The organism is Rhodococcoides kyotonense, from assembly GCF_900188125.1.
Taxonomy (GTDB): Bacteria; Actinomycetota; Actinomycetes; order Mycobacteriales; family Mycobacteriaceae; genus Rhodococcoides; species Rhodococcoides kyotonense.
Genome location: NZ_FZOW01000018.1, coordinates 1 through 18,588 on the forward strand (window position 1 = coordinate 1; position 18,588 = coordinate 18,588).

The following is an 18,588-nucleotide window of genomic DNA, read 5'->3' on the forward strand; positions in this document are numbered from 1 at the left end:
GCAGCAGCAGACACATCACGAGGAAGACAGCCATCGGCGTCAGAGCGAAAACGAGTCAAACTCCTGCATCGACGAACAACTCCAGTATCACTGAGCGAAAATGTATAGCGGGCTATACATTTTCGCTCACGAGCGCACCACAAGATCCGATCGATCGAGTTCATGCACCGACGCACGACCGAGTCCGAGGACCGCGGAATCGAGACCGCCGCGCAGGATGTCGAGGACGTTCTCGACCCCCGCCTGGCCGCCCGCGGCCAGGCCCCACAGGTAGGCGCGTCCGATCAGCACCGCACGCGCACCGAGCGCCAATGCTTTCGCTACGTCGCTCCCTCGACGAACACCACCGTCGAGGGTGACCTCGATCCGATCACCGACCGCGTCGGCGATTGCCGGCAGCACACGTATGGACGCGGGTGTGCCGTCGAGGTTGTTCCCGCCGTGGTTCGACACCGAGATGGCGGTGCATCCGATGTCCACGGCACGGCGGGCATCGTCGACGCGTGAGATGCCCTTCAGCATGAAGGGCCCACCCCACTGCTCACGCAGCCACGCGATGTCGTCCCAGCTCGGCAACGGCGTCGACATCCACTCGCGGTAAGCACCGAAGAACGTGGGCGCGACGCCACCGGGAGGAGTGAGATTCGGCGCAGTCAGATCGGGAATCGCACCGGAGCGTACCCATCGACCGAGCCACCGAGGATGCGACAGTGCTTCGGGCGCAAACCGGATCATGGTACGAAGGTCGACCTTCTCCGGGATGGACGGGCTTCCCCAGTCGCGGCCTTCGGAGAACGACCAGTCCATCGTCAGGATCAGCCCCACCGCGCCGGCCGATCTGGCTCGATTCATCATGTGCAGCAGAAATTCTCGGGACCCGACCCAGTGCAGCTGGAAGAACGTCTGCGGATTCGCCGCGACGACGTCCTCGATGGGTTTGCTCGCGAACAACGACAACCCCATCGAAATACCCCGCGACGCCGCAGCCCGAGCCGCCGCAATCTCACCGTCCGGGTGCACGGCCTGCACACCCGTCGGCGAAATCATGACTGGAAACGAAAGCTGTTGTCCCATCAACGTGGTCGACAGGTCACGATCGTCCTTCAACCCGGCGACATGCGGAGCGAAGCCGAGTTCACCGAATGCCGCCGTGTTGTCCGCGACAGTAATGCCCCGTTCAGACCCTGCCCGCAGCGCGGCATACACGGACGGAGGCAGTCGCTTCTCAGCCCGCCGCTGCGCCTCGGCAACCGTTTCGAACCAGGCTGTCACTCCTGGGTCATTCCGCAGGCTCCACTCCCGGCCTCACACACCGAGCTTCCGGTCGAACCCCTGCGGCATGACGACGTCGGTCGGCGACAGGTCGTGCACGGAGGTGTGCCCGAGGCCGAGGACCGCGGAATCGACTCCGCCACGCAGGATGTCGAGCACGTTCTCGACACCGGCCTGACCGTTCGCCGACAGGCCCCACAAGTACGCACGGCCGATCAACACAGCACGCGCACCGAGCGCCAACGCCTTCACCACATCACTACCGCGTCGAACACCGCCATCGAGCGTGATCTCGATCTGATCGCCGACGGCCTCGGCGATCGCAGGCAGCGCACGGATCGGCGCCGGGGTGCCATCGAGGTTGTTGCCACCGTGGTTGGACACCGAAATAGCAGTACAACCGGCGTCGACGGCCTTCTTCGCGTCGTCGACACGCATGACACCTTTGAGCATGAACGGACCGCCCCACTGCTCGCGCAACCACGCGACGTCCTCCCACGTCGGCAACGGAGTGCCCATCCATTCTCCGTACGCGCCGAAGAACGTCGGCGCGACGCCACCCTCCGGCGGAGTCAGGTTCGGCGTCGTCAAATCCGGAATCTTGCCGGTCTTGGCGAACTCCCACAACCACTTCGGACGCGTGATGCCCTCGGGCGCGAACTGGAACATCGCCTTCAGGTCCATCTTCTCCGGAATCGACGGGCTACCCCAGTCGCGACCGTTGGAGAACGACCAGTCCAGCGTCATGATCAGACCGACAGCGCCGGCCGCGCGTGCACGTTCCATCCGCTGCAGCAGAACCTCGCGGGACCCGACCCAGTACATCTGGAAGAACGTCTGCGGATTCGCAGCAGCGACCTCCTCGACGGACTTGCTGGCGAACGAGGACAAGCCGATCGGGATCCCACGCGCCGCTGCCGCCCGAGCCACCGCGACCTCACCGTCCGGATGCACAGCCTGCACACCCGTCGGCGAAATCATGACCGGGAACGAGAGTGGTTGTCCCATGACCGTTGTCGACAGATCACGCTTGTCCGACAAACCGGCGACATGCGGGGCGAACCCCAGTTCGCCGAACGCCGCCGTGTTGTCGTCGACGGTGATGCCACGCTCGGAGCCCGCCACCAACGCGGCGTACACGGACTTGGGCAGACGTTTCTTGGCACGCCGCTGCGCTTCGGCAACGGTCTCGAACCACGCACTCTTGGCCATAGCTACTGTGCTTCCTATTCCATTCCTGCGAGCGGGTTTTCGTCGCAGATCTTAGCCGGTGGCCGCATCATCAATGTGAGCGGCACCGACTTGCGGGGTGTCTTGCGCTGCCCGGAACGAGAATGGTCGACGCTCGACTTGGGGATCTCCCCCGCCGCAGCCAACGCCAATTCACCGTTACCGATGACGCATTCGGGGTCGGGGCCGTCCATGGGGAGGCCCGTGAAGAATTTCGCGGCCATGCAGCCGCTACGGCACGCGTCGAAATGCGCGCACTTGGTGCATGCACCGGAGGTCTGCGGCGACCGCAGTTCCTGGAACAATTCCGAAGTCTGCCAAACGCTTTGGAAGCCGCCCATGCCGTCCTTCGCGTCCCGCACGATGTTTCCGGCGAGGAACTGCTCATGGATGGCAAAGGGGCATGCGTAGACGTCGCCGATCGGGTCGATCAGGCAGACCACGCGCCCCGCACCGCAGAGGTTCAGACCCGGAAGGGCGTCACCGAATGCGGAGAGATGGAAGAAGGAGTCACCGGTGAGCACGCCTTCACCGTTGGCAACGAGCCAGTTGTAGAGCTCACGCTGCTGGCCCGCGGTGGGATGCAGGTCGTCCCACACATCGGCGCCGCGGCCCGACGGGCGCAGACGCGTGATGCGAAGCGTCGCACCGTATTTGTCGGCGAGCGCCTTGAACTCGTCGAGCTGGCTGACGTTGTGGCGGGTGACGACGACGGAGATCTTCGCGTCCTTGAACCCGGCCTCGCGCAGATTTTCCAGTGCGCGGCATGCCATGTCGAACGAACCCGGTCCGCGGACGGCGTCGTTGACCTCGGCGGTCGCGCCGTCGATGGAGATCTGCACATCGACGTAGTCCGACGCCGCGAGACGGGCCGCGACTTCCTTGTTGATCTTGACTCCGTTGGTGGAGAACTTGACTCCGACCTGGTGCGCGGTCGCGTAGTCGACGAGTTCCCAGAAGTCCGAACGCACAGTCGGTTCGCCGCCGCCGATGTTGACGTAGAAGACCTGCATCTTCTGCAGCTCGTCGATGATCGACTTGCACTGCTCGGTACTGAGCTCACGCGGGTCGCGGCGGCCCGAGGACGACAGACAGTGCACGCACGACAGATTGCACGCGTACGTCAATTCCCAGGTCAGGCAGATCGGGGCGTCGAGTCCGAGTTCGAACTGATCGACCAGACGGCCGACCGCAGGCGGCTGCGACGGCCGCTCGAGCATGGAGGTCATGGGGGTGTCCTCTTCGAGGTGTGGGAGTGCTGCGAGAAAGGGCTGTTTCCTGCAGTGGTCAGAGCTTGTGGATCATGCGCGAATCGGCGAGCGTGGCCAGGGCTTTCACATACGGCGCTTGGCCCGACTCGGAAATTCCGGCGGCCTCGAGGGCGCTACGCATGTCCGGGTGCTCGGGGAAGGATTCGATGATCGCTACGATCGTGCGGTTCTTGAGGAAGGAGAGCTTACGTGTCCCGAAGTGGTAGAGCAGCGCCCCGAACGATTCGGGACGCAGCGCCACCTGCGGGTGAAGAGCCCACCGAGCATCGAGATCGAGCGCAGCGTCAGAGGTCTTCACAGGTGCGGACATGTCAGTACACGCCGCACATACCGTCGATGGAAACCTCTTCCACCAGCGACTCTTCGACGAGATCGGACTCGATCACGGCTGCGTTGACGACATCGGTCTTCGGGTTCTGGGACATCGGTACCTCCATCGGAGAGAATCATCGTGTGGGTCACAGCCAGTTGCGGCAGTGACTTGATTCACCACAATAATGGCATCGAGTGCACAATGACAGCAATCCGGGAGAAAAAAGTGGGCAGACGATCGAAACCGTCCAGCCGGGTAGGTCGTCGCCCGTCCACGACGCGGGGGCAGATCAGCGACATCGGCATCGAACTCTTCGCGACACAAGGGTTCGACGAGACCAGCGTCGACGAGATCGCCGAGGCCGCCGGCATAGCCCGTCGCACGTTCTTCCGGTACTTCCCGTCGAAGAACGCGGTCCCGTGGGGCGATTTCGACGAGCAGCTCGCAGCGTTGCGTGCACTGCTGGCCGCACTCCCTACCGACATCACTCTCGCGGACGGCATTCGATCTGCGCTGTTGCAGTTCAACACCTTTCCGGAGGACGAGAAGCCGGTGCACCGGCAACGTATGGCGCTGATCCTCCGAAACTCGGCTCTGCAAAGCTATTCGATGCTGATGTACGAAGACTGGCGCGGAGTGATCGCCGAATACGTAGCAGGACGGACCAATTGGGCCCCGGACGACCATTTCCCGCGTACCGTTGGCTGGATGGTGCTCGGTGTGGCAATGTCTGCGTACGAGCAGTGGCTCACCGACGAACAACTCGAGCTCGCCGACCTGCTGTCCGAGGGCATGACCGCCCTCTACTCGGGGCTCGACGCTCTGGCCTCGAAAGAACAGACATGACCGAACTCGACGCACTCGCCCCTGGAACGCCGCACCGCTGGACTCACGAGAACACGACGGTCGAGTGGTCCGAATCGATCATCCCCGGCGTTCTGGAGCTTCAGGACACCGCGAGCGGGATCCTCGTCCGTCACGGCCTCACGTCGTCGCACATCGGGGAGCGCCTGGTGTCGCAGATTACCGACTTCGGCTTGTCTCAGCGCGAATTCGAGCTCGTGATGGTCGGTTTGGTTCGTTCCACCGTCGACGACCCGGTCGCGGCTTGGGCGACGTACTACCGCAACTCACTCGACGAACTACTTTCGGGTGCAGCCGATTTCGCTCCGATCCATGCACGAGCCGAGTCTCTCGTCCGCGGTTCCGTGCTCGATCTCGGGTCGTGTTTCGGCTTCTTCCCCCTGCGGCTGGCCATGCGGGGACACGACGTCACAGCGACCGATCTGTCGGCAGGCACCATGCGGTTGCTCGCCACCGTGGCACCGCACCTCGGCGCGACTCTCGACGTCATCACGTGCGACGCATCCGGAATCCCGGTGCCGGACAAGAGTTCCGACACCGTGACGGCCCTGCATCTACTCGAGCATGTCGACGACGGCACCAGCGGCCGGATTCTCGGCGAGGCGATTCGCATCGCGCGCGAACGTGTCGTCGTCGCCGTGCCGTTCGAAGACGAAGCGACTGCATGCCATGGCCACATTCGCACGTTCGACACCGACGTACTGCGTGCCATCGGGGAGCAGAGCGGGCTGCCCTTCGATGTCGACGAGTTTCACGGTGGCTGGTTGATTCTCGATACCTCGCGCACCCCGGCGCTCAGATGAGCCCCTGTTTACTTGCCGCGTAGACGGCCTCTGCCCGACGGCTGACTCCCAGCTTCCGCATGATGTTGCTGACATGGAATTTCACGGTCGTCGCCGAGATGAACAGCGTGGTGCCGATCTTGTTGTTGGACAACCCCGTTGCCAGTAGTCGCAGGACCTCGAGTTCACGGTCGGTGAGTCGCTCCACCGCCGAGCCCTGCCCGTTGAGCGACCGGATCACAGCCGACGCACTACGCGAGTCGAAGGCACTTTCACCGCGCGAGACGGCGCGAACCGCGCGAATCAGCTCGGTCGTGTCGACGTCCTTGACGACGTAACCGCGGGCTCCCGCGTGCACGGCCTCGACGACGAGTCGGTCGTCGAGGAAGGTCGTCAACACCAGCAGGCCGATACCCGGGTGTGCGCTGGACAATTGCGAGCACAGCGCCAGCCCTTCGTAATCCGAACTCGCAGAAAGCTTCAGATCCATCAGGACGATGTCGGGCTTCACACTTTCGACGACGGCGAGGCCCTCCCCCCGCGACGAGGCCTCCCCGACGACGGTCAGATCGGACTCACGCTCGAGCACGGATTTCAATCCGTCCCTGAGGATCGCGTGGTCGTCGACCAGCACGATACGAATCAAAGCGGTGGTCACGGTCATGGCTGCTCACTCTCCTGGGATGGAATGCGCACCGAGATACGCACGCCTCCGATTCTTGCCTTGCGAATCTCGAACGAGCCGCCGTGCTCACGCGCACGCGCTGCCATGTTTGCCAGGCCACGATGCCGACCGTCGACATCGCCCGTCTCCGCCATCCGCCACATGAGACGAAGGTGCGACGGGTCCCCTGCACCGTCGTCGGCGACGGACAGCTGCACGTAGCCCCGATGGTAAGCGAGTCGCAGAATCGCTCGGTTGGCCTTGGCGTGAACTGCCGTGTTGAACAACGCTTCTCCCGCGATACGCAGCAAGTCGTGTTCGCATGCACTGCTCAGTTCGACGGGCGTGCCTTCGACGCGCAGGGACACTTTGAGTTCGTCGGGCATGTGCACGATCGACAGCTGTTCGAGCATCTCGGGCAGCGACGTCCGGTCCGCGTCCTGCGAATGATTGAGCGCGTAGATGGCCGACCGGAGCTGTTCGACGGCTCGGCGCGTCAACTCCTTCGCCACGTCGAGTCGCTCCATGCGCTCGTCGGCTGGAATGTCGTTGCGGCACAGGTCGATCTGCATGCCGGCAGACAGCACGGCCTGCGTGACGCTGTCGTGGAGTTCCCGCGCGATGCGGTGCCGCTCGTCGTCGAGCACCTGGTGACGGTGCGCGGCCCCGAGTTGCCGTTGCGTGGCTTCGAGTTCTGCGTTGCGCACGGCCAGATCCGCGGCGGTTCGGTGCGCTTCCGCATACGCATTCTCGGTGCGCTCCAGCAGGATTCGTCGGCTTTGATACAGCGCAGAATTCTGCAGCGCAACTGCGGTCTGCCTGGCCAGAATGCTCAACACCGCCGAGTCCGTGGCGTCGAGCACTCGGTGGTTCGGCGTCCACGCCGCGAAAGCTCCGACGACACCACCGTCGAGCGCGATGGGAACGAACGCGTGGTGCGCGGCGATGACCGGGCTCCGGCCGTCGCCGATCGTGGCGAGCCGAATCGCTTCGAGACAGTCGACGACGTCGTCGGGCAGCGGCGGCCCCTCGACGTTGTCGACGAGAAACGGCGTCGCGTCGGGGCCGAGGACGAGCCTGCGCGGCCCTGCGTCGGGCAATGCGCCGTCGGCGAGCGCGAAGACGACCCACTGCGCACTCAGGTGTGCGCGGGCAGCCTCGGCGACCGCGCAGATCAGTGTCTCCGGACCGTCGACGGTACGGACAAGCGCCCGCGAAATAAGCTCGAGCGCATGCACGACGCGTTCCAGTCGTTCCGCCGCGCCGCGATATTGCGTGTAGAACGTTCCCTTTCCCGACCGCAGTCCGGTCAGGAGTGACAGGTCGGGCTGCGAAGTGGTCACAGTGCGATCCTGAACAGGTCAGCCATTTCACGGTGAGTCGCCGAGCGCGGGTTGGTCGACATGCACGCGTCGCGCAGAGCGTTCGTGGCGAGGACGTCGATGTCCGCGTCACTGACGCCGATATCCCTGAGCCCCTTGGGAACTCCGACCTGTCGCGCGAGCTGCTCGACTCGCTCGGCCACGGCGAGCGCGGCCTCCTCCGCCGATCCGCGCGCCTCGTCGAGTCCGAGGCTCGTCGCCACCGCGACGTAGGGTACGGGGTCCTGAGCGGCGTTGAATCGAATGACGTGGGGCAGCAGAACACCGTTGATGACACCGTGCGGGAGGTCGAGCAGTCCGCCGACCTGATGGCTCATCGCATGCGTCGCGCCGAGGATCGCGTTGGTGAATGCCAGACCCGCTTCGAGCGCCGCCTGCGCCATCGACGTACGCGCACTCATGTCCGACGGCTCGTCCATGGTGTGCGCGAGGTGTGTAGTCACCATCGTCACCGCGCGCAGTGCGTGATGATCGGTCAGCTGATTGTGCCCCAGCGAGACGAATGCCTCGATCCCGTGCGTCAATGCGTCGAGACCTGTTGCGGCGTTGAGCCATTCGGGCATCGTCGTCAGAAGCCGCGGATCGATGACCGTGATATCGGGAACGAGGGCGCGACCGAGGATGGTGATCTTCGTGGATCTGGTGGTGTCGGTGACGATACAGAACTGCGAGACGTCGGCGCCGGTCCCCGAGGTCGTCGGCACCATCACGAGGGGCGGGATGGGCCGGGTTGCCTGATCGACCCCCTCGTAGTCGAGGATCGATCCTCCGTTGCCGGCCAGAATCGCGATCCCCTTGGCGGCATCCATCACTGAGCCACCACCGATGGCGACGAGTACGTCGCATGCTGATTCCTGATAGACGGAATGGCCTGCTTCGATTTCGACATCTTTCGGGTTGGGCGTCAAACTGCTCCACACCGTCGGCACGAGACCTTGTTCTTCGAGTAGCAGCGTCGATTGAGCTACCCACCCCGCCTCGATGAGCCCACCGTCGGACACCACCATTGGACGCCGGGCGCCGAGCCGAAGTGCCGCATGCGCCACCTCACCGAGGGAGTCCTGGCCGAAGACGATCTCCGGCGCATGGAACTTGAGCACACGTGGAGGCTCGATCGAGCTCCGATGAGAATGCAAATCAGCCAGCGCCCGACCAGTTGCGGCCGTTTCGATCATGTCTTCTCGCCTCTGCAGTGCCTACCGCTATCGGTGTCCGGGTCCCGTGTGACTCACGTTACAACCTTATCCGGCAGGCGGCCGCACTTCCCACCAGCGTGCGGACAGGTGCTTACCTACCCGATCGGGTAGGTAGACGGTGCTGTCGACAGATCGCGAACGCTGTGCATAAACTAGAACACGTTGCAATTCGGTGAGAGGATATCTTTTCGATGACCACAGTCGACGCTCCCCACAGCACTCGATCCGTGCTGCTCACCGTCGCAGAGGTCGTCGACGAGACCGCAGATGCTCGGTCGATCGTCTTCGATGCACCGCAGAACTTCCACTACCTACCAGGGCAATTTCTGACGCTGCGCATCCCGAGCGAGCGAACGGGCTCCGTCGCTCGCTGCTATTCGCTCGCCAGTTCGCCACACGGCAGCGAGCCACCCAAGGTCACCGTCAAACGCACGTACGACGGGTACGGCTCCAACTGGGTCTGCGACAACATCCAACCGGGGGACGTCGTCGAGGCACTCCCCCCGTCCGGTCGATTCACGCCGAAAGATCTCGACGACGACTTCTACCTGTTGGCGGCAGGGTCCGGAATCACTCCCGTCATGTCCATTCTGAAATCGGCGCTGAGCGAAGGCGTCGGAAAGATTGCGTTGTTCTACGCGAACCGTGACGAGAACTCCGTCATCTTCGGACGCGAACTACGCACTCTCGCAGCCGAATACCCGCACAGGCTCGCAGTTCAACATTGGTTGGAATCACTCCAGGGCCTCCCGACGGTCGACCAATTGTCCACTCTCGCTTCGCCCTATCGAGAGCGGCACGCGTTCATGTGCGGGCCGTCGATGTTCATGGACGCGGCGCACAAAGGCCTCGCGTCGAGCGGCTTTCCCCGCAACCGTGTGCGCCGCGAGATCTTCGTGTCCCTCGTCGGTGATCCGTTCGTCGATGTCACCGAAGCAGAAGTCAGCGAAACAGAAGTGACCGAAGCAGGCGTGACCGAGAGTCCCGTTCACGAGGACGACGCCACCGCGGTCGTCGAACTCGACGGTGAGACACACACTCTCACGTGGCCGCGAAGCAAGACGCTCGTCGACATCATGCTGGCAGGTGGCCTCGACGTCCCCTACTCGTGCAGAGAAGGCGAATGCGGTACGTGCGCCTGCACCATGACCGAAGGCGAAGTGAAGATGGAGAACACCGAGATCCTCGACGACGAGGACATCGCCGACGGGATGATCCTGGGGTGCCAGGCTCGCCCCGTCAGCGACCACATCGAAGTGCGGTTCTGACTCACCACGGGTTGACGAACACGGTGATCGGCTGGGTTTCGACAGCCGTCGTCGATGCTGCCAACGACGTGCGGGTCACGGTCGTGTCGGTGTCGTGTGCGTAGGGACCGGACACCACCACGTTCGTGAATCCTGCATTCTCGAGCACCTGGACGGCTGCCGGTGCCGAGTACCCGGTGACGTCGGGAACGGTGACGGTGTCGGCGGTCGCTGCACTTGCAATGGACGCACCGCCGACGGTGACCGCTCCGACTGCAGCGACGACGGCGACGGCCTTCTTGAACAAGTTACGCATGAGGACTCCTGTACCGAGGTGAATGTGCTTACCGATGTCAGGTTGCCCGCGAAGACTGGCTACGAGCCCCGCGCGGCCTGTGAGTCCGCAGTGAAGACGAAAGACTTGTGCGAGAGGTTACCGATAGTAAAGAATTTCTCAACGTTCGTCCGTGGGACGTTCGGCGGTCACGCACCGCCTCGAATAGCGAGAAAGCTACTGCAGATGCATTCTTCGTCACCCCGAAGCAGCTGGGGTTCCGTACTTTCCAAAGTCACCGCAGGCATCGCCCTGGTCCTGTTGGCCGCGTCCTGCTCATCGGAAACGTCCGGTGAGGCCGCGCCCGCGACGAGCGCGACCGTCGTGACTACCGTCGCGGGCCAGCAAGGCGCCGACGACGGCGGATCGACCGACATCGACGTCGAGATCGGCGACTGCGTGAAGCTGGGCGGCACGATGAGCGACGCGGAAATCGAAGAAGCCGCATGCGGCAGCCCCGAGTCGAACTACAAGGTCATCGCGAAGGCCGAGCAGAACGCCAGCTGCGTGTCCGACGCCGACCAGGTCTACTACGAAACCTACGGTGGAACCGAGCAGGGCGCTTTGTGTCTCGACGTCGACTGGGTCGTCGACGGATGCATGAGCATTCCGTCGGGTATGGACGAACCGGCCCGCGTGGATTGCGCCGATCCAGCTGCGACCAACGTCGAACGCGTCACCAAGATCGTCGAGGGTGCCGTCGACGTCGAGCAGTGCGAAGAAGGTGGCTACTCCTACCCCGAACGCCAGTTCACCGTCTGCACCGAGACCGTCACGGTGTAGAACACTGTGCGCCCGTGTGGACGACATCGTCCACACGGGTGCACATCGCGTCCAGCAACTCGGTGTCGTGGCTGATCAGCAGTACACCCATTCCTGCATCGCGCGCCTCGGTCCGGATCAACTGCATGATCGACGCTGTGGTCGCCGCGTCCAGCATCGCCGTCGCCTCGTCGCAGATCAGGTATTTCGGCTCCTGAGCGAGTGCGCGAGCCACACAGGCTCGCTGCAACTGACCGTCGCTGACCTGGTGCGGACGACGTGTCAACAGGTCGGGAGTCAGGCCGACACGAGCGGCGAGGTCCCGAGCCACGATCTTTCTGCCGGCGATCACGGCCGGTTGTTCGATGATGGCCTGCAACGTCATTCGCGGATCCGTCGCCGATCGGGGCGACTGGAAGAGCATCGCGACCTGTCGACGAACGTGCGACGGGACACCGAATCCTGTTCCCCGCACCGCGGTTCCGTCGATGCTCACGGTTCCGGTCCGCGGCGCGAGAAGCAGCGACAGTACCCGTGCCATCGTCGACTTCCCCGATCCCGACGGTCCGGCGAGCCCCACCACGTCCCCTGCCGGTACCGACAGGGACGCGTCGTGCAGCACGTTCGACGTTCCGTCGTACCCGGCGGTGATTCCCACAGCATCGAGACTCATGCGCTCACCCTCGTTCGATAGGTCCTACTGCCGACGGTCACCAATTCGGTCCGTCCGCCCGACATCACCGATTCCGGCCGCCGCAGGTGGTACACGCAGTCGTCGGGCAGATCGGTCAACTGCGGAGGGACACCCGGCATCGGGTGAAGCCCACGAGACGGCAACGCGTTCACCAGGTCTCGCGTGTAATCGTGCATCGGGTCGTCCAACACCAGTGCGGCAGGGCCGGTTTCCATGATGCGCGACGCGTACATCACCGCAACCCGATCTGCGACAGCCGTGCGCATCAACGACGACAGATCATGCGTGATGAGCAGGACAGCGGCGCCCTCGTCCGCGCACCGCCGCAGCAGGCGCAGGATGTGATCGGTGAGTTCCCCGTCGAGGTTGGCCGTCGGCTCGTCCGCGACGACGACGGAAGGATCGCCGACGAGCGCACCCGCGATCGCGACACGCTGCGCCATACCCCCCGACAATTCGTGCGGATACAGATCCAGATCGGCCGGGTCCAATCCGACTGTCCGCGCGAGTTCGTCGCTGCGATGCCGCGACCCGAGGACCCGAACGGTCTCGTCGAGTTGCGACCGCGCCGTCCGAACCGGCGTCAGATACGACGACGCGGACTGCGGAATCAACGCGACATCTCGTCCCCGGAAACCGGTGTCCTCGAACACGTCGACGGTTCGATCGGCTGTCCGTACCGATATCGATCCCGACACGTCCGATCCTGCAGGCAGCATCGCCATCACTGCCGTCGCGAGAATCGATTTGCCACAGCCGGATTCGCCGACGAGCGCAGTGACGGTACCTGCGTCGACGGCCAGATTCACATCGCTCGCAGCATGGACGACGGTACCGTCACGGAGGGGAATTCGAACGGTCAGATCGCGAATCCGAAGCGCAGTCACAGTCTCAACTCCGAGGGTTTGGGCGGTGTGATCGCACCGCGTAGCGACGACCCTGCCACTGCAACCGACACCGTTGCCACGACGAGGATTCCGGCTGGGAACACGAGCGTCCACCAACCACCGAGCAGCAGCGAACTGCGCGCTTCGGACAACAGAGTACCGAGGCTCGGCTCGTGCGGCGGCAGCCCGAAGCCGAGGAACGACAGTGTCGACTCGTGCCAGATCGCATGCGGCAGAAGCAGAACCACGGCGATGAGAGCCTGAGGCAGCACGGCAGGAACGACATGGCGTCGGATGACGTGCACCCTCGATGCCCCCGCGAGAACAGCCGCATCGATGTACGGCCGTTCCCGCAGACCGAGAATCTCCGACCGCACGATGCGCGCAACCTGAGTCCAATGCGTCAACGCGATCGACAGCACGATCGCGACGATGCTGCCGCGGAACATCGCGACGATGACGATCCCGAGCAGCAGATGCGGCAGCGCATTGATCGCGTCGGTGCTGCGCATGACGAGCCTGTCGACCCAACCGCCCCAGAGTCCGGCGACGGCTCCGACGATGCTACCGATGACCGTCGCCAGAAGCGCACACGCGGCAGCGATCAGCAGCGACGTCCTGATCGCAGCGGCGCTGCGCACGAACAGGTCTCGTCCCGCCGAATCGGTGCCGAACAGGTGTGACGACGACGGTCCCTGCCGAGCCGCCGCGAAGTCGGTGACGCGATCGTCCACACCCGACAACCACGGAACGAACACCGCATACAGCGCGAGCACGGCCAGAACCGCACCTGCGACGAGCAGTTTCCGCCTATCCATCGGTCTTCACCCGCGGATCCAGAAGGGCGACAGCCACATCGGCGAGAAGCGATCCGATCAGCACCGCCAGCGTCGTGCCGACCGTCAGGAACGCCAGCAGCGCCATGTCGAGGTCACGCGCGGATTGCACGATGGCACCGGCGATTCCGGGCCACGAGAACACTTCCTCGACGAGCACGGCCCCGACGACGAGCTCCGGCAGCCTCACTCCGAGCACGTTGACGAACGGCGCGAGCGATGTCGGCACGATGTGCCTGCGCGTCACCATCGACGACGGAATCCCGCGAGCGACGGCACCGGCGACGAAATCCTCACCGCGCGAGACGGACACGGATTCTCGCACCGCCAACAGCAGCCACGGCAGTTGCGACAGCGCAAGGACGGATACCGGAAGTGCCATGTGCCGCACGACCGAACCGACTGTTGGATCGGCACCTCCATCGGTCAGGCCCGCCACCGGCAACCAGCCTAGACCGAGCGCGAACAGAGCGATCGCACCGAGGGACAGCACGAACGGCGGCAAACCCTGGATCGTGATGCACAGTGCCGTGATCGCGCGGTCGAGCAACCCGCCGCTGCGAATGCCCGCGACGACACCGAGCACCAGTGCAAGCGTCGCTGCAAGAGCCAGGCCGACGCCTGCCAGCAGCAGCGTCCACGGCACCCGCTCGGCCAGTACCTCCGCCACCGGCTGACCGAACGACCTCGACATGCCCAGGTCGCCGGTGAAGACGCCCTGCACCCAGTGCCAGTACGTCGTGTACCACGGCTGGTCGAGCCCGAGTTGTTCGGCGATCATCGCCTTGTCGGCGTCGGATGTCGTCGTGTATCGAACGCCGAGATACGCGACGAGCGGGTCGAACGGCGACACCGCTGCCGCCGCGAACAGACCGCCCGACACCGCGGCACACACCGGGATCACGAACAGCAGTCGCCGCCCGATCATCGCGAGAATTCCGCGTCGGCGAGCGCGTGGGTCGTGCCGCGCCGCCGACGTCGTCGCCGGCCGCGCCATCGTTGCGGTCACGATTGCCTCGTCCACGTCTGCAGTGACCACCAGGGTCCCCAGGTGACACCATGCGAATGCGGTTCGAGAATCGGCCCCGACTCGGTCCAGTCCGAATCCTTCGACACGTACGTGTGATCGAGGAACACCAGATAGACGTAGCCGGGATCCTCGATATAGGCACGCTGCATGTCGCGGTAGGCGGCGTCGCGCTCGGCAGGATCGAGACTCGTTCGTCCCGTCTCGAGTGCCGCGTCGACCGCAGGGTTGGAGTAGTCGCTGGCGTTGTCGTACAGACTTCCGACGCCCGGGTTCAGGAACACCGAGTCGAGTGCGTTGTACGCCTGCGTGTCCGGGTCGTAGGGTTCTGCCCCACCGCCGAGCAGCGTCGCATCGTAGGAGATGCGTGGATCGATGCGATCCCAGGAGAGAGCCTCGAGATTCACTTCGACGCCGACCGCCAGTGCGTCGGATGCGAATGCCTGCGCCAGATCTCGACGTACCGTGTCCGACGCGTTGTACATGATCGAGAACTCGGCACGCACCCCGTCCCTGACGCGAATACCGTCGGCACCCGCGACCCACCCCGCGTCGGTCAACAGCCGCTCGGCTTCGGAGGGGTCGTACGGGTAGGCCGCAGTCGGCTCGTACGCGTCGCCGTACACCTCGGGGATCGGCGTCGCGGCCGCCCGGCCGTAACCGCCGAGTACGTTGTCGACCATCGACTGCCGGTTCGCGGCGAGATTCAGCGCCATCCGCACGGCCTTGTCACCGGCGACGGGATTGTTCGTCGGAAGCGACACTCCACGCCAATCGGCAGAAGTATTGGCCGTCAACGACATTCCGTCACGCCCGTCGAGAGTCTTCGCCAGCAGCGGCGGAAGGTTCGTCCCGTCGATCTCCCCCGCCGCCATCCGCTGGGCACGGGTGTTGTCGTCCGGGACGTACAGCAACGTCAGCTTCTTCACGTTCGGCGCGCCACCGAAGTAGTTCTCGTTGGCCTCGAACACTGCTCGATCCGGCGACAGGTCGACGAGAGTGTACGGTCCCGTCCCGATCGGCGCGGTGTTCAGGGAAGATTCGGCAGCAAGGCCAGGCGTGGCAACCGATTCCGACGGCACGATGCCGATCAGGAGCTTGGTCGGCAGCGCCGAATACGGGTAGTCGAGGCGGAACTCGACCGTCTGCGCATCGAGAGCAGTGACGTCGGTGATCATGTCGAACGACGACCGCGCCTCCGATGCCGACGCCGGATCCAGGATCGCGTCGTAGGTGGCGACGACGTCGCCCGCGTCGAACGCGGACCCGTCGGAGAACGTGACGCCCTCACGCAGCGGGACGGTCCAGACCGTCGCATCGGCGTTGGGCGTCGGAAGTTCGGTGGCGAGCGACGGCTCGAAACCGGGCAGGCCCTCGCCTCCGTCGAGCTTCAACAGGCCGTCGTACATCTTGGCTTCCCCCGCAGCGCCGTAGCCGGCGATCGGGTTGTAGCCACCGAGTTCGTAACCGTCCGCGAGAACGATCCCGTCGTCGGTGGATCCGTCCGCGGAGTTCGTGGGTGCGCTGCACGCCGCCAGCGCGAGAACACACGCGGATGCAGCGCCCACAGCCAGTCCTGACCGAACCATCGACCCTCCTTCGTTCATCTGAGCACTTGTTCAGATGGACGAATAATCCCACAACAGACACCGGACGGCAGCGAGACGAGCGACTACCGCCCGGTCGACATGGAGGGACTGGACGATCGGGTAGGAGTCAGCCCCGGCCGGTCACGACGACACGGTCGCGTTTCGCGGCCAGGACACTGCCCGCCGACGATGCCAAGGCCAGCACGATCACCGCGGATCCGTACACCATGGCGGTCGGTCGGAGTCCGAATTCATGTACGGCGAGACCACCGATCACGGCCGGGAGACTGAAGGCGGTGTAACTGATGACGAACGTCGTCGCGAATGCACTCGCGCGCTCGGCCGCCGGGACGAGCGCGGCCAAGGTGCGCATCGCTCCGAGGAACGTACTTCCCCAGCCTGCTCCGGCAACCACGGCACCGACGAAATACAGCGGAATCGATGTGAATGCGACGGCGATCAACGACAGTGCGACACCGACGGACAACACGATCGCGCCGACGATCATCACCGCACGCGGAGGCCGAAGTCGGACCAGTGCGGCAGCAACGGAACCGGAGAAGAACAGCGCGAAGATCTCCACTCCACCGACGATGTGATTGTCGATTCCGAACAGCGATCCGATGATCGACGGCCCAAGCGACAAGTGGAATCCGCCCAGCGACCACGTCGCGACGAGCGCCGGAACGACCAACAGGAACTGTGCGCGAACGCCGGTGGGGATCGCGATTCGTGGACGCAGCAACTGCGCGAGGTGTCTGCGCGAGTCGACGCCCCTCAACGCCGACGTCTCCGGCACGAACGCCAGTATCAACGCCAGCAGAACCGTCGCGCCGATGAGCAGCGCGAAGACCAGAACCGTCGGCGCAGGCGCGAGTTGAACCAGAAGGCCCGAGCCCAAGGCACCGGTCGCCAGACCGATCGATGGCGCAACACTGTTCACCAACGGTCCTGCCCAGTCCGACGGCTGCAGATCGATGATCGCCGCACTGAGCGCACCCGTCGCTGTTCCGGCCGCGAGACCCTGCACCACGCGCGCCGCGATCAGAGTGGACACCCCGTCGGCCGAGACGAACAACACCAGGCTGACCACGAGCATCACAAGCGCCGCCAGCAGGATCGGTTTACGCCCTACGTGGTCGGACAGACTGCCGACGACCAACAGGGCAACGAGCAGCGCCAGCGCGTAGACGGCGAACACGATGGTCAGCGTCGTCGACGAGAAACCCCAGTCCTGCTGATAGACCGGGTACAACGGCGACGGCGCTGCCGACGACGCCATGACCACCAGGTATGTCACGCCGACCGCAACGAACGCGATCCCGGGAGGCATCCGCCGGAGCGTCCGCCGCGCGACACCTGGTTCGACCGTCTCGACCATGCAACCTCCACCCATCGAAGCAAATACCATTGCTTCAACTCACGACCTGCCCTCGGCATTCCGCCGGGCGGGCTATCGGTGGATCGACGGCGCCTCGACGAGGCCGGCCAAGAGCCGGCCCTCTCTGTGAGCGAGCGCGCTCGCCGGAAGGCTGCCATCGCGCCCACTGAGCGACACCGTCACAGCACCCGACCCCATTGCCGGACGCTCCAACAGATCGATCCGCCGAAGCGTTTGACGCGCAACGGCTTCCGCACTGTCGAACAACGCGACGCCAGGAGGAAGGGCCGCAGCGATCTCGTGCGCGACGAGTGGATAATGCGTACAGCCGAGCACGACCGCCTCGACATCCGGCGGTGTCGCGGCAACGGCAGCGGAGATGGCATCCGAAACACCGTGTCCGTCACCACGATCGATCGCGTCGGCGAGTCCGTGGCACGCGATCGCCGACACGGTCCGACCGGCAGCGAAATCCTCGATCAGCCGAGCCTGGTACGCGCTCGCCGTCGTCGCCGCCGTCGCCCAGACCGCGATCCGATCACTCACTGCCGCAGCAGGTTTGATCGCCGGAACCGTACCGACGACCGGAACGGCAGTGCCCAGGTGCGCACGCAGATGCGTCAGTGCGGTGACACTTGCGGTGTTGCACGGCAACACGATCACCTCGGCGCCCGACGCCACCGCCCGATCCGCAGTGTCGATGACGCGTCGAATCACCCATTCGTCCGGTTTCGGGCCCCAGGGAGCCTGATCCGGGTCCATCAACAGGATCAGATCGAGCTCGGGGCGCAGCTCGCGAAGGCGCGCAGCGGTCGGCAACATGCCGAGCCCCGAGTCGATCAATCCGACGATCATCC

20 protein-coding genes are annotated in these 18,588 nt (G+C 64.5%); 4 read left to right on the forward strand and 16 right to left on the reverse strand.

The genetic code is table 11. From position 1 onward, the window contains the following. Positions 1-126: 126 nt before the first annotated feature. The 5 genes from mftD (CHB96_RS23815) to mftA are packed head-to-tail and all read right to left on the reverse strand — an operon-like array spanning position 127 to position 4,198. Complete coding sequence (gene mftD, locus CHB96_RS23815; RefSeq protein ID WP_089250983.1) at positions 127-1,272, reverse strand: pre-mycofactocin synthase MftD; 1,146 nt, start codon at positions 1,270-1,272, stop codon at positions 127-129. A gap of 33 nt (positions 1,273-1,305) precedes the next feature. Continuing rightward, the gene (gene mftD / locus CHB96_RS23820) at positions 1,306-2,484 is read right to left on the reverse strand and encodes a pre-mycofactocin synthase MftD (protein ID WP_089250985.1); all 1,179 of its coding nucleotides are present in this window, start codon (positions 2,482-2,484) and stop codon (positions 1,306-1,308) included. 14 nt (positions 2,485-2,498) lie between these two features. Continuing rightward, entirely contained in the window at positions 2,499-3,731 is a 1,233-nt protein-coding gene (gene mftC, locus CHB96_RS23825) for a mycofactocin radical SAM maturase (RefSeq protein WP_089250987.1), read from the reverse strand. Between the two features lie 58 nt (positions 3,732-3,789). Then, a complete protein-coding gene (mftB, locus tag CHB96_RS23830; protein ID WP_089250989.1) occupies positions 3,790-4,083 on the reverse strand; it encodes a mycofactocin biosynthesis chaperone MftB in 294 nt (97 codons plus the stop codon). 1 nt (position 4,084) lies between these two features. Beyond that, the gene (gene mftA / locus CHB96_RS23835; protein ID WP_089251149.1) at positions 4,085-4,198 is read right to left on the reverse strand and encodes a mycofactocin precursor MftA; all 114 of its coding nucleotides are present in this window, start codon (positions 4,196-4,198) and stop codon (positions 4,085-4,087) included. A 113-nt stretch (positions 4,199-4,311) separates the two neighbouring features. Here mftA and mftR point away from each other — a divergent pair, with 113 nt between their 5' ends. Together mftR and mftM are read left to right on the forward strand one after the other, a co-directional pair. Continuing rightward, on the forward strand, positions 4,312-4,932 hold the full coding sequence (gene mftR, locus CHB96_RS23840) for a mycofactocin system transcriptional regulator MftR (protein WP_089250991.1): 621 nt from the start codon (positions 4,312-4,314) through the stop codon (positions 4,930-4,932). Then, a complete protein-coding gene (gene mftM / locus CHB96_RS23845; RefSeq protein WP_089250993.1) occupies positions 4,929-5,753 on the forward strand; it encodes a mycofactocin oligosaccharide methyltransferase MftM in 825 nt (274 codons plus the stop codon). The genes mftR and mftM overlap by 4 nt, the downstream gene beginning before the upstream one ends. On the opposite strand, the gene CHB96_RS23850 is transcribed toward mftM, so the two are convergent. From CHB96_RS23850 to CHB96_RS23860, 3 genes are read right to left on the reverse strand one after another with little or no spacing between them, the layout of a single operon-like run. After that, entirely contained in the window at positions 5,746-6,396 is a 651-nt protein-coding gene (locus CHB96_RS23850; protein ID WP_089250995.1) for a MadR family response regulator transcription factor, read from the reverse strand. The genes mftM and CHB96_RS23850 overlap by 8 nt on opposite strands. Next, a complete protein-coding gene (locus CHB96_RS23855; RefSeq protein ID WP_089250997.1) occupies positions 6,393-7,739 on the reverse strand; it encodes a MadS family sensor histidine kinase in 1,347 nt (448 codons plus the stop codon). The genes CHB96_RS23850 and CHB96_RS23855 overlap by 4 nt, the downstream gene beginning before the upstream one ends. Beyond that, a complete protein-coding gene (locus CHB96_RS23860) occupies positions 7,736-8,953 on the reverse strand; it encodes an iron-containing alcohol dehydrogenase (protein ID WP_089250999.1) in 1,218 nt (405 codons plus the stop codon). The genes CHB96_RS23855 and CHB96_RS23860 overlap by 4 nt, the downstream gene beginning before the upstream one ends. Positions 8,954-9,165: 212 nt before the next feature. Between CHB96_RS23860 and CHB96_RS23865 the strand changes: the two genes are divergently transcribed. Beyond that, a complete protein-coding gene (locus CHB96_RS23865; protein ID WP_089251001.1) occupies positions 9,166-10,242 on the forward strand; it encodes a ferredoxin--NADP reductase in 1,077 nt (358 codons plus the stop codon). 1 nt (position 10,243) lies between these two features. On the opposite strand, the gene CHB96_RS23870 is transcribed toward CHB96_RS23865, so the two are convergent. After that, positions 10,244-10,537, reverse strand: a complete 294-nt coding sequence (locus CHB96_RS23870; RefSeq protein WP_089251003.1) for a PASTA domain-containing protein — start codon at positions 10,535-10,537, stop codon at positions 10,244-10,246. Between the two features lie 204 nt (positions 10,538-10,741). Between CHB96_RS23870 and lppU the strand changes: the two genes are divergently transcribed. Beyond that, the gene (gene lppU, locus CHB96_RS23875; RefSeq protein ID WP_089251005.1) at positions 10,742-11,338 is read left to right on the forward strand and encodes an LppU family putative lipoprotein; all 597 of its coding nucleotides are present in this window, start codon (positions 10,742-10,744) and stop codon (positions 11,336-11,338) included. Here the strand turns inward: lppU and CHB96_RS23880 are convergent. The 7 genes from CHB96_RS23880 to CHB96_RS23910 all read right to left on the reverse strand — a co-directional run bounded on the left by CHB96_RS23880 (position 11,328) and on the right by CHB96_RS23910 (position 18,586). Then, positions 11,328-11,990 carry an ABC transporter ATP-binding protein gene (locus CHB96_RS23880; RefSeq protein ID WP_089251007.1) on the reverse strand — a complete coding sequence of 221 codons (663 nt, stop codon included), beginning with the start codon at positions 11,988-11,990 and terminating at the stop codon, positions 11,328-11,330. The two genes, lppU and CHB96_RS23880, sit on opposite strands and share 11 nt — an antisense overlap. After that, positions 11,987-12,898: an ATP-binding cassette domain-containing protein gene (locus CHB96_RS23885; RefSeq protein WP_089251009.1), complete on the reverse strand. Its 912-nt coding sequence runs from the start codon at positions 12,896-12,898 to the stop codon at positions 11,987-11,989. Before CHB96_RS23885 ends, CHB96_RS23880 begins: the two co-directional genes overlap by 4 nt. Further along, positions 12,895-13,716 carry an ABC transporter permease gene (locus CHB96_RS23890; protein WP_089251011.1) on the reverse strand — a complete coding sequence of 274 codons (822 nt, stop codon included), beginning with the start codon at positions 13,714-13,716 and terminating at the stop codon, positions 12,895-12,897. The genes CHB96_RS23885 and CHB96_RS23890 overlap by 4 nt, the downstream gene beginning before the upstream one ends. Further along, positions 13,709-14,662, reverse strand: coding sequence for an ABC transporter permease (locus CHB96_RS23895; RefSeq protein ID WP_245866120.1), 954 nt, complete (start codon positions 14,660-14,662; stop codon positions 13,709-13,711). Before CHB96_RS23895 ends, CHB96_RS23890 begins: the two co-directional genes overlap by 8 nt. A 77-nt stretch (positions 14,663-14,739) precedes the next feature. Next, a complete protein-coding gene (locus CHB96_RS23900) occupies positions 14,740-16,350 on the reverse strand; it encodes an ABC transporter substrate-binding protein (RefSeq protein ID WP_089251151.1) in 1,611 nt (536 codons plus the stop codon). Positions 16,351-16,477: 127 nt separating this feature from the next. Beyond that, the gene (locus CHB96_RS23905) at positions 16,478-17,731 is read right to left on the reverse strand and encodes an MFS transporter (protein ID WP_089251013.1); all 1,254 of its coding nucleotides are present in this window, start codon (positions 17,729-17,731) and stop codon (positions 16,478-16,480) included. Between the two features lie 72 nt (positions 17,732-17,803). Next, entirely contained in the window at positions 17,804-18,586 is a 783-nt protein-coding gene (locus tag CHB96_RS23910; RefSeq protein ID WP_089251015.1) for a glutamate racemase, read from the reverse strand. Between the last annotated feature and the right edge of the window lie 2 nt (positions 18,587-18,588).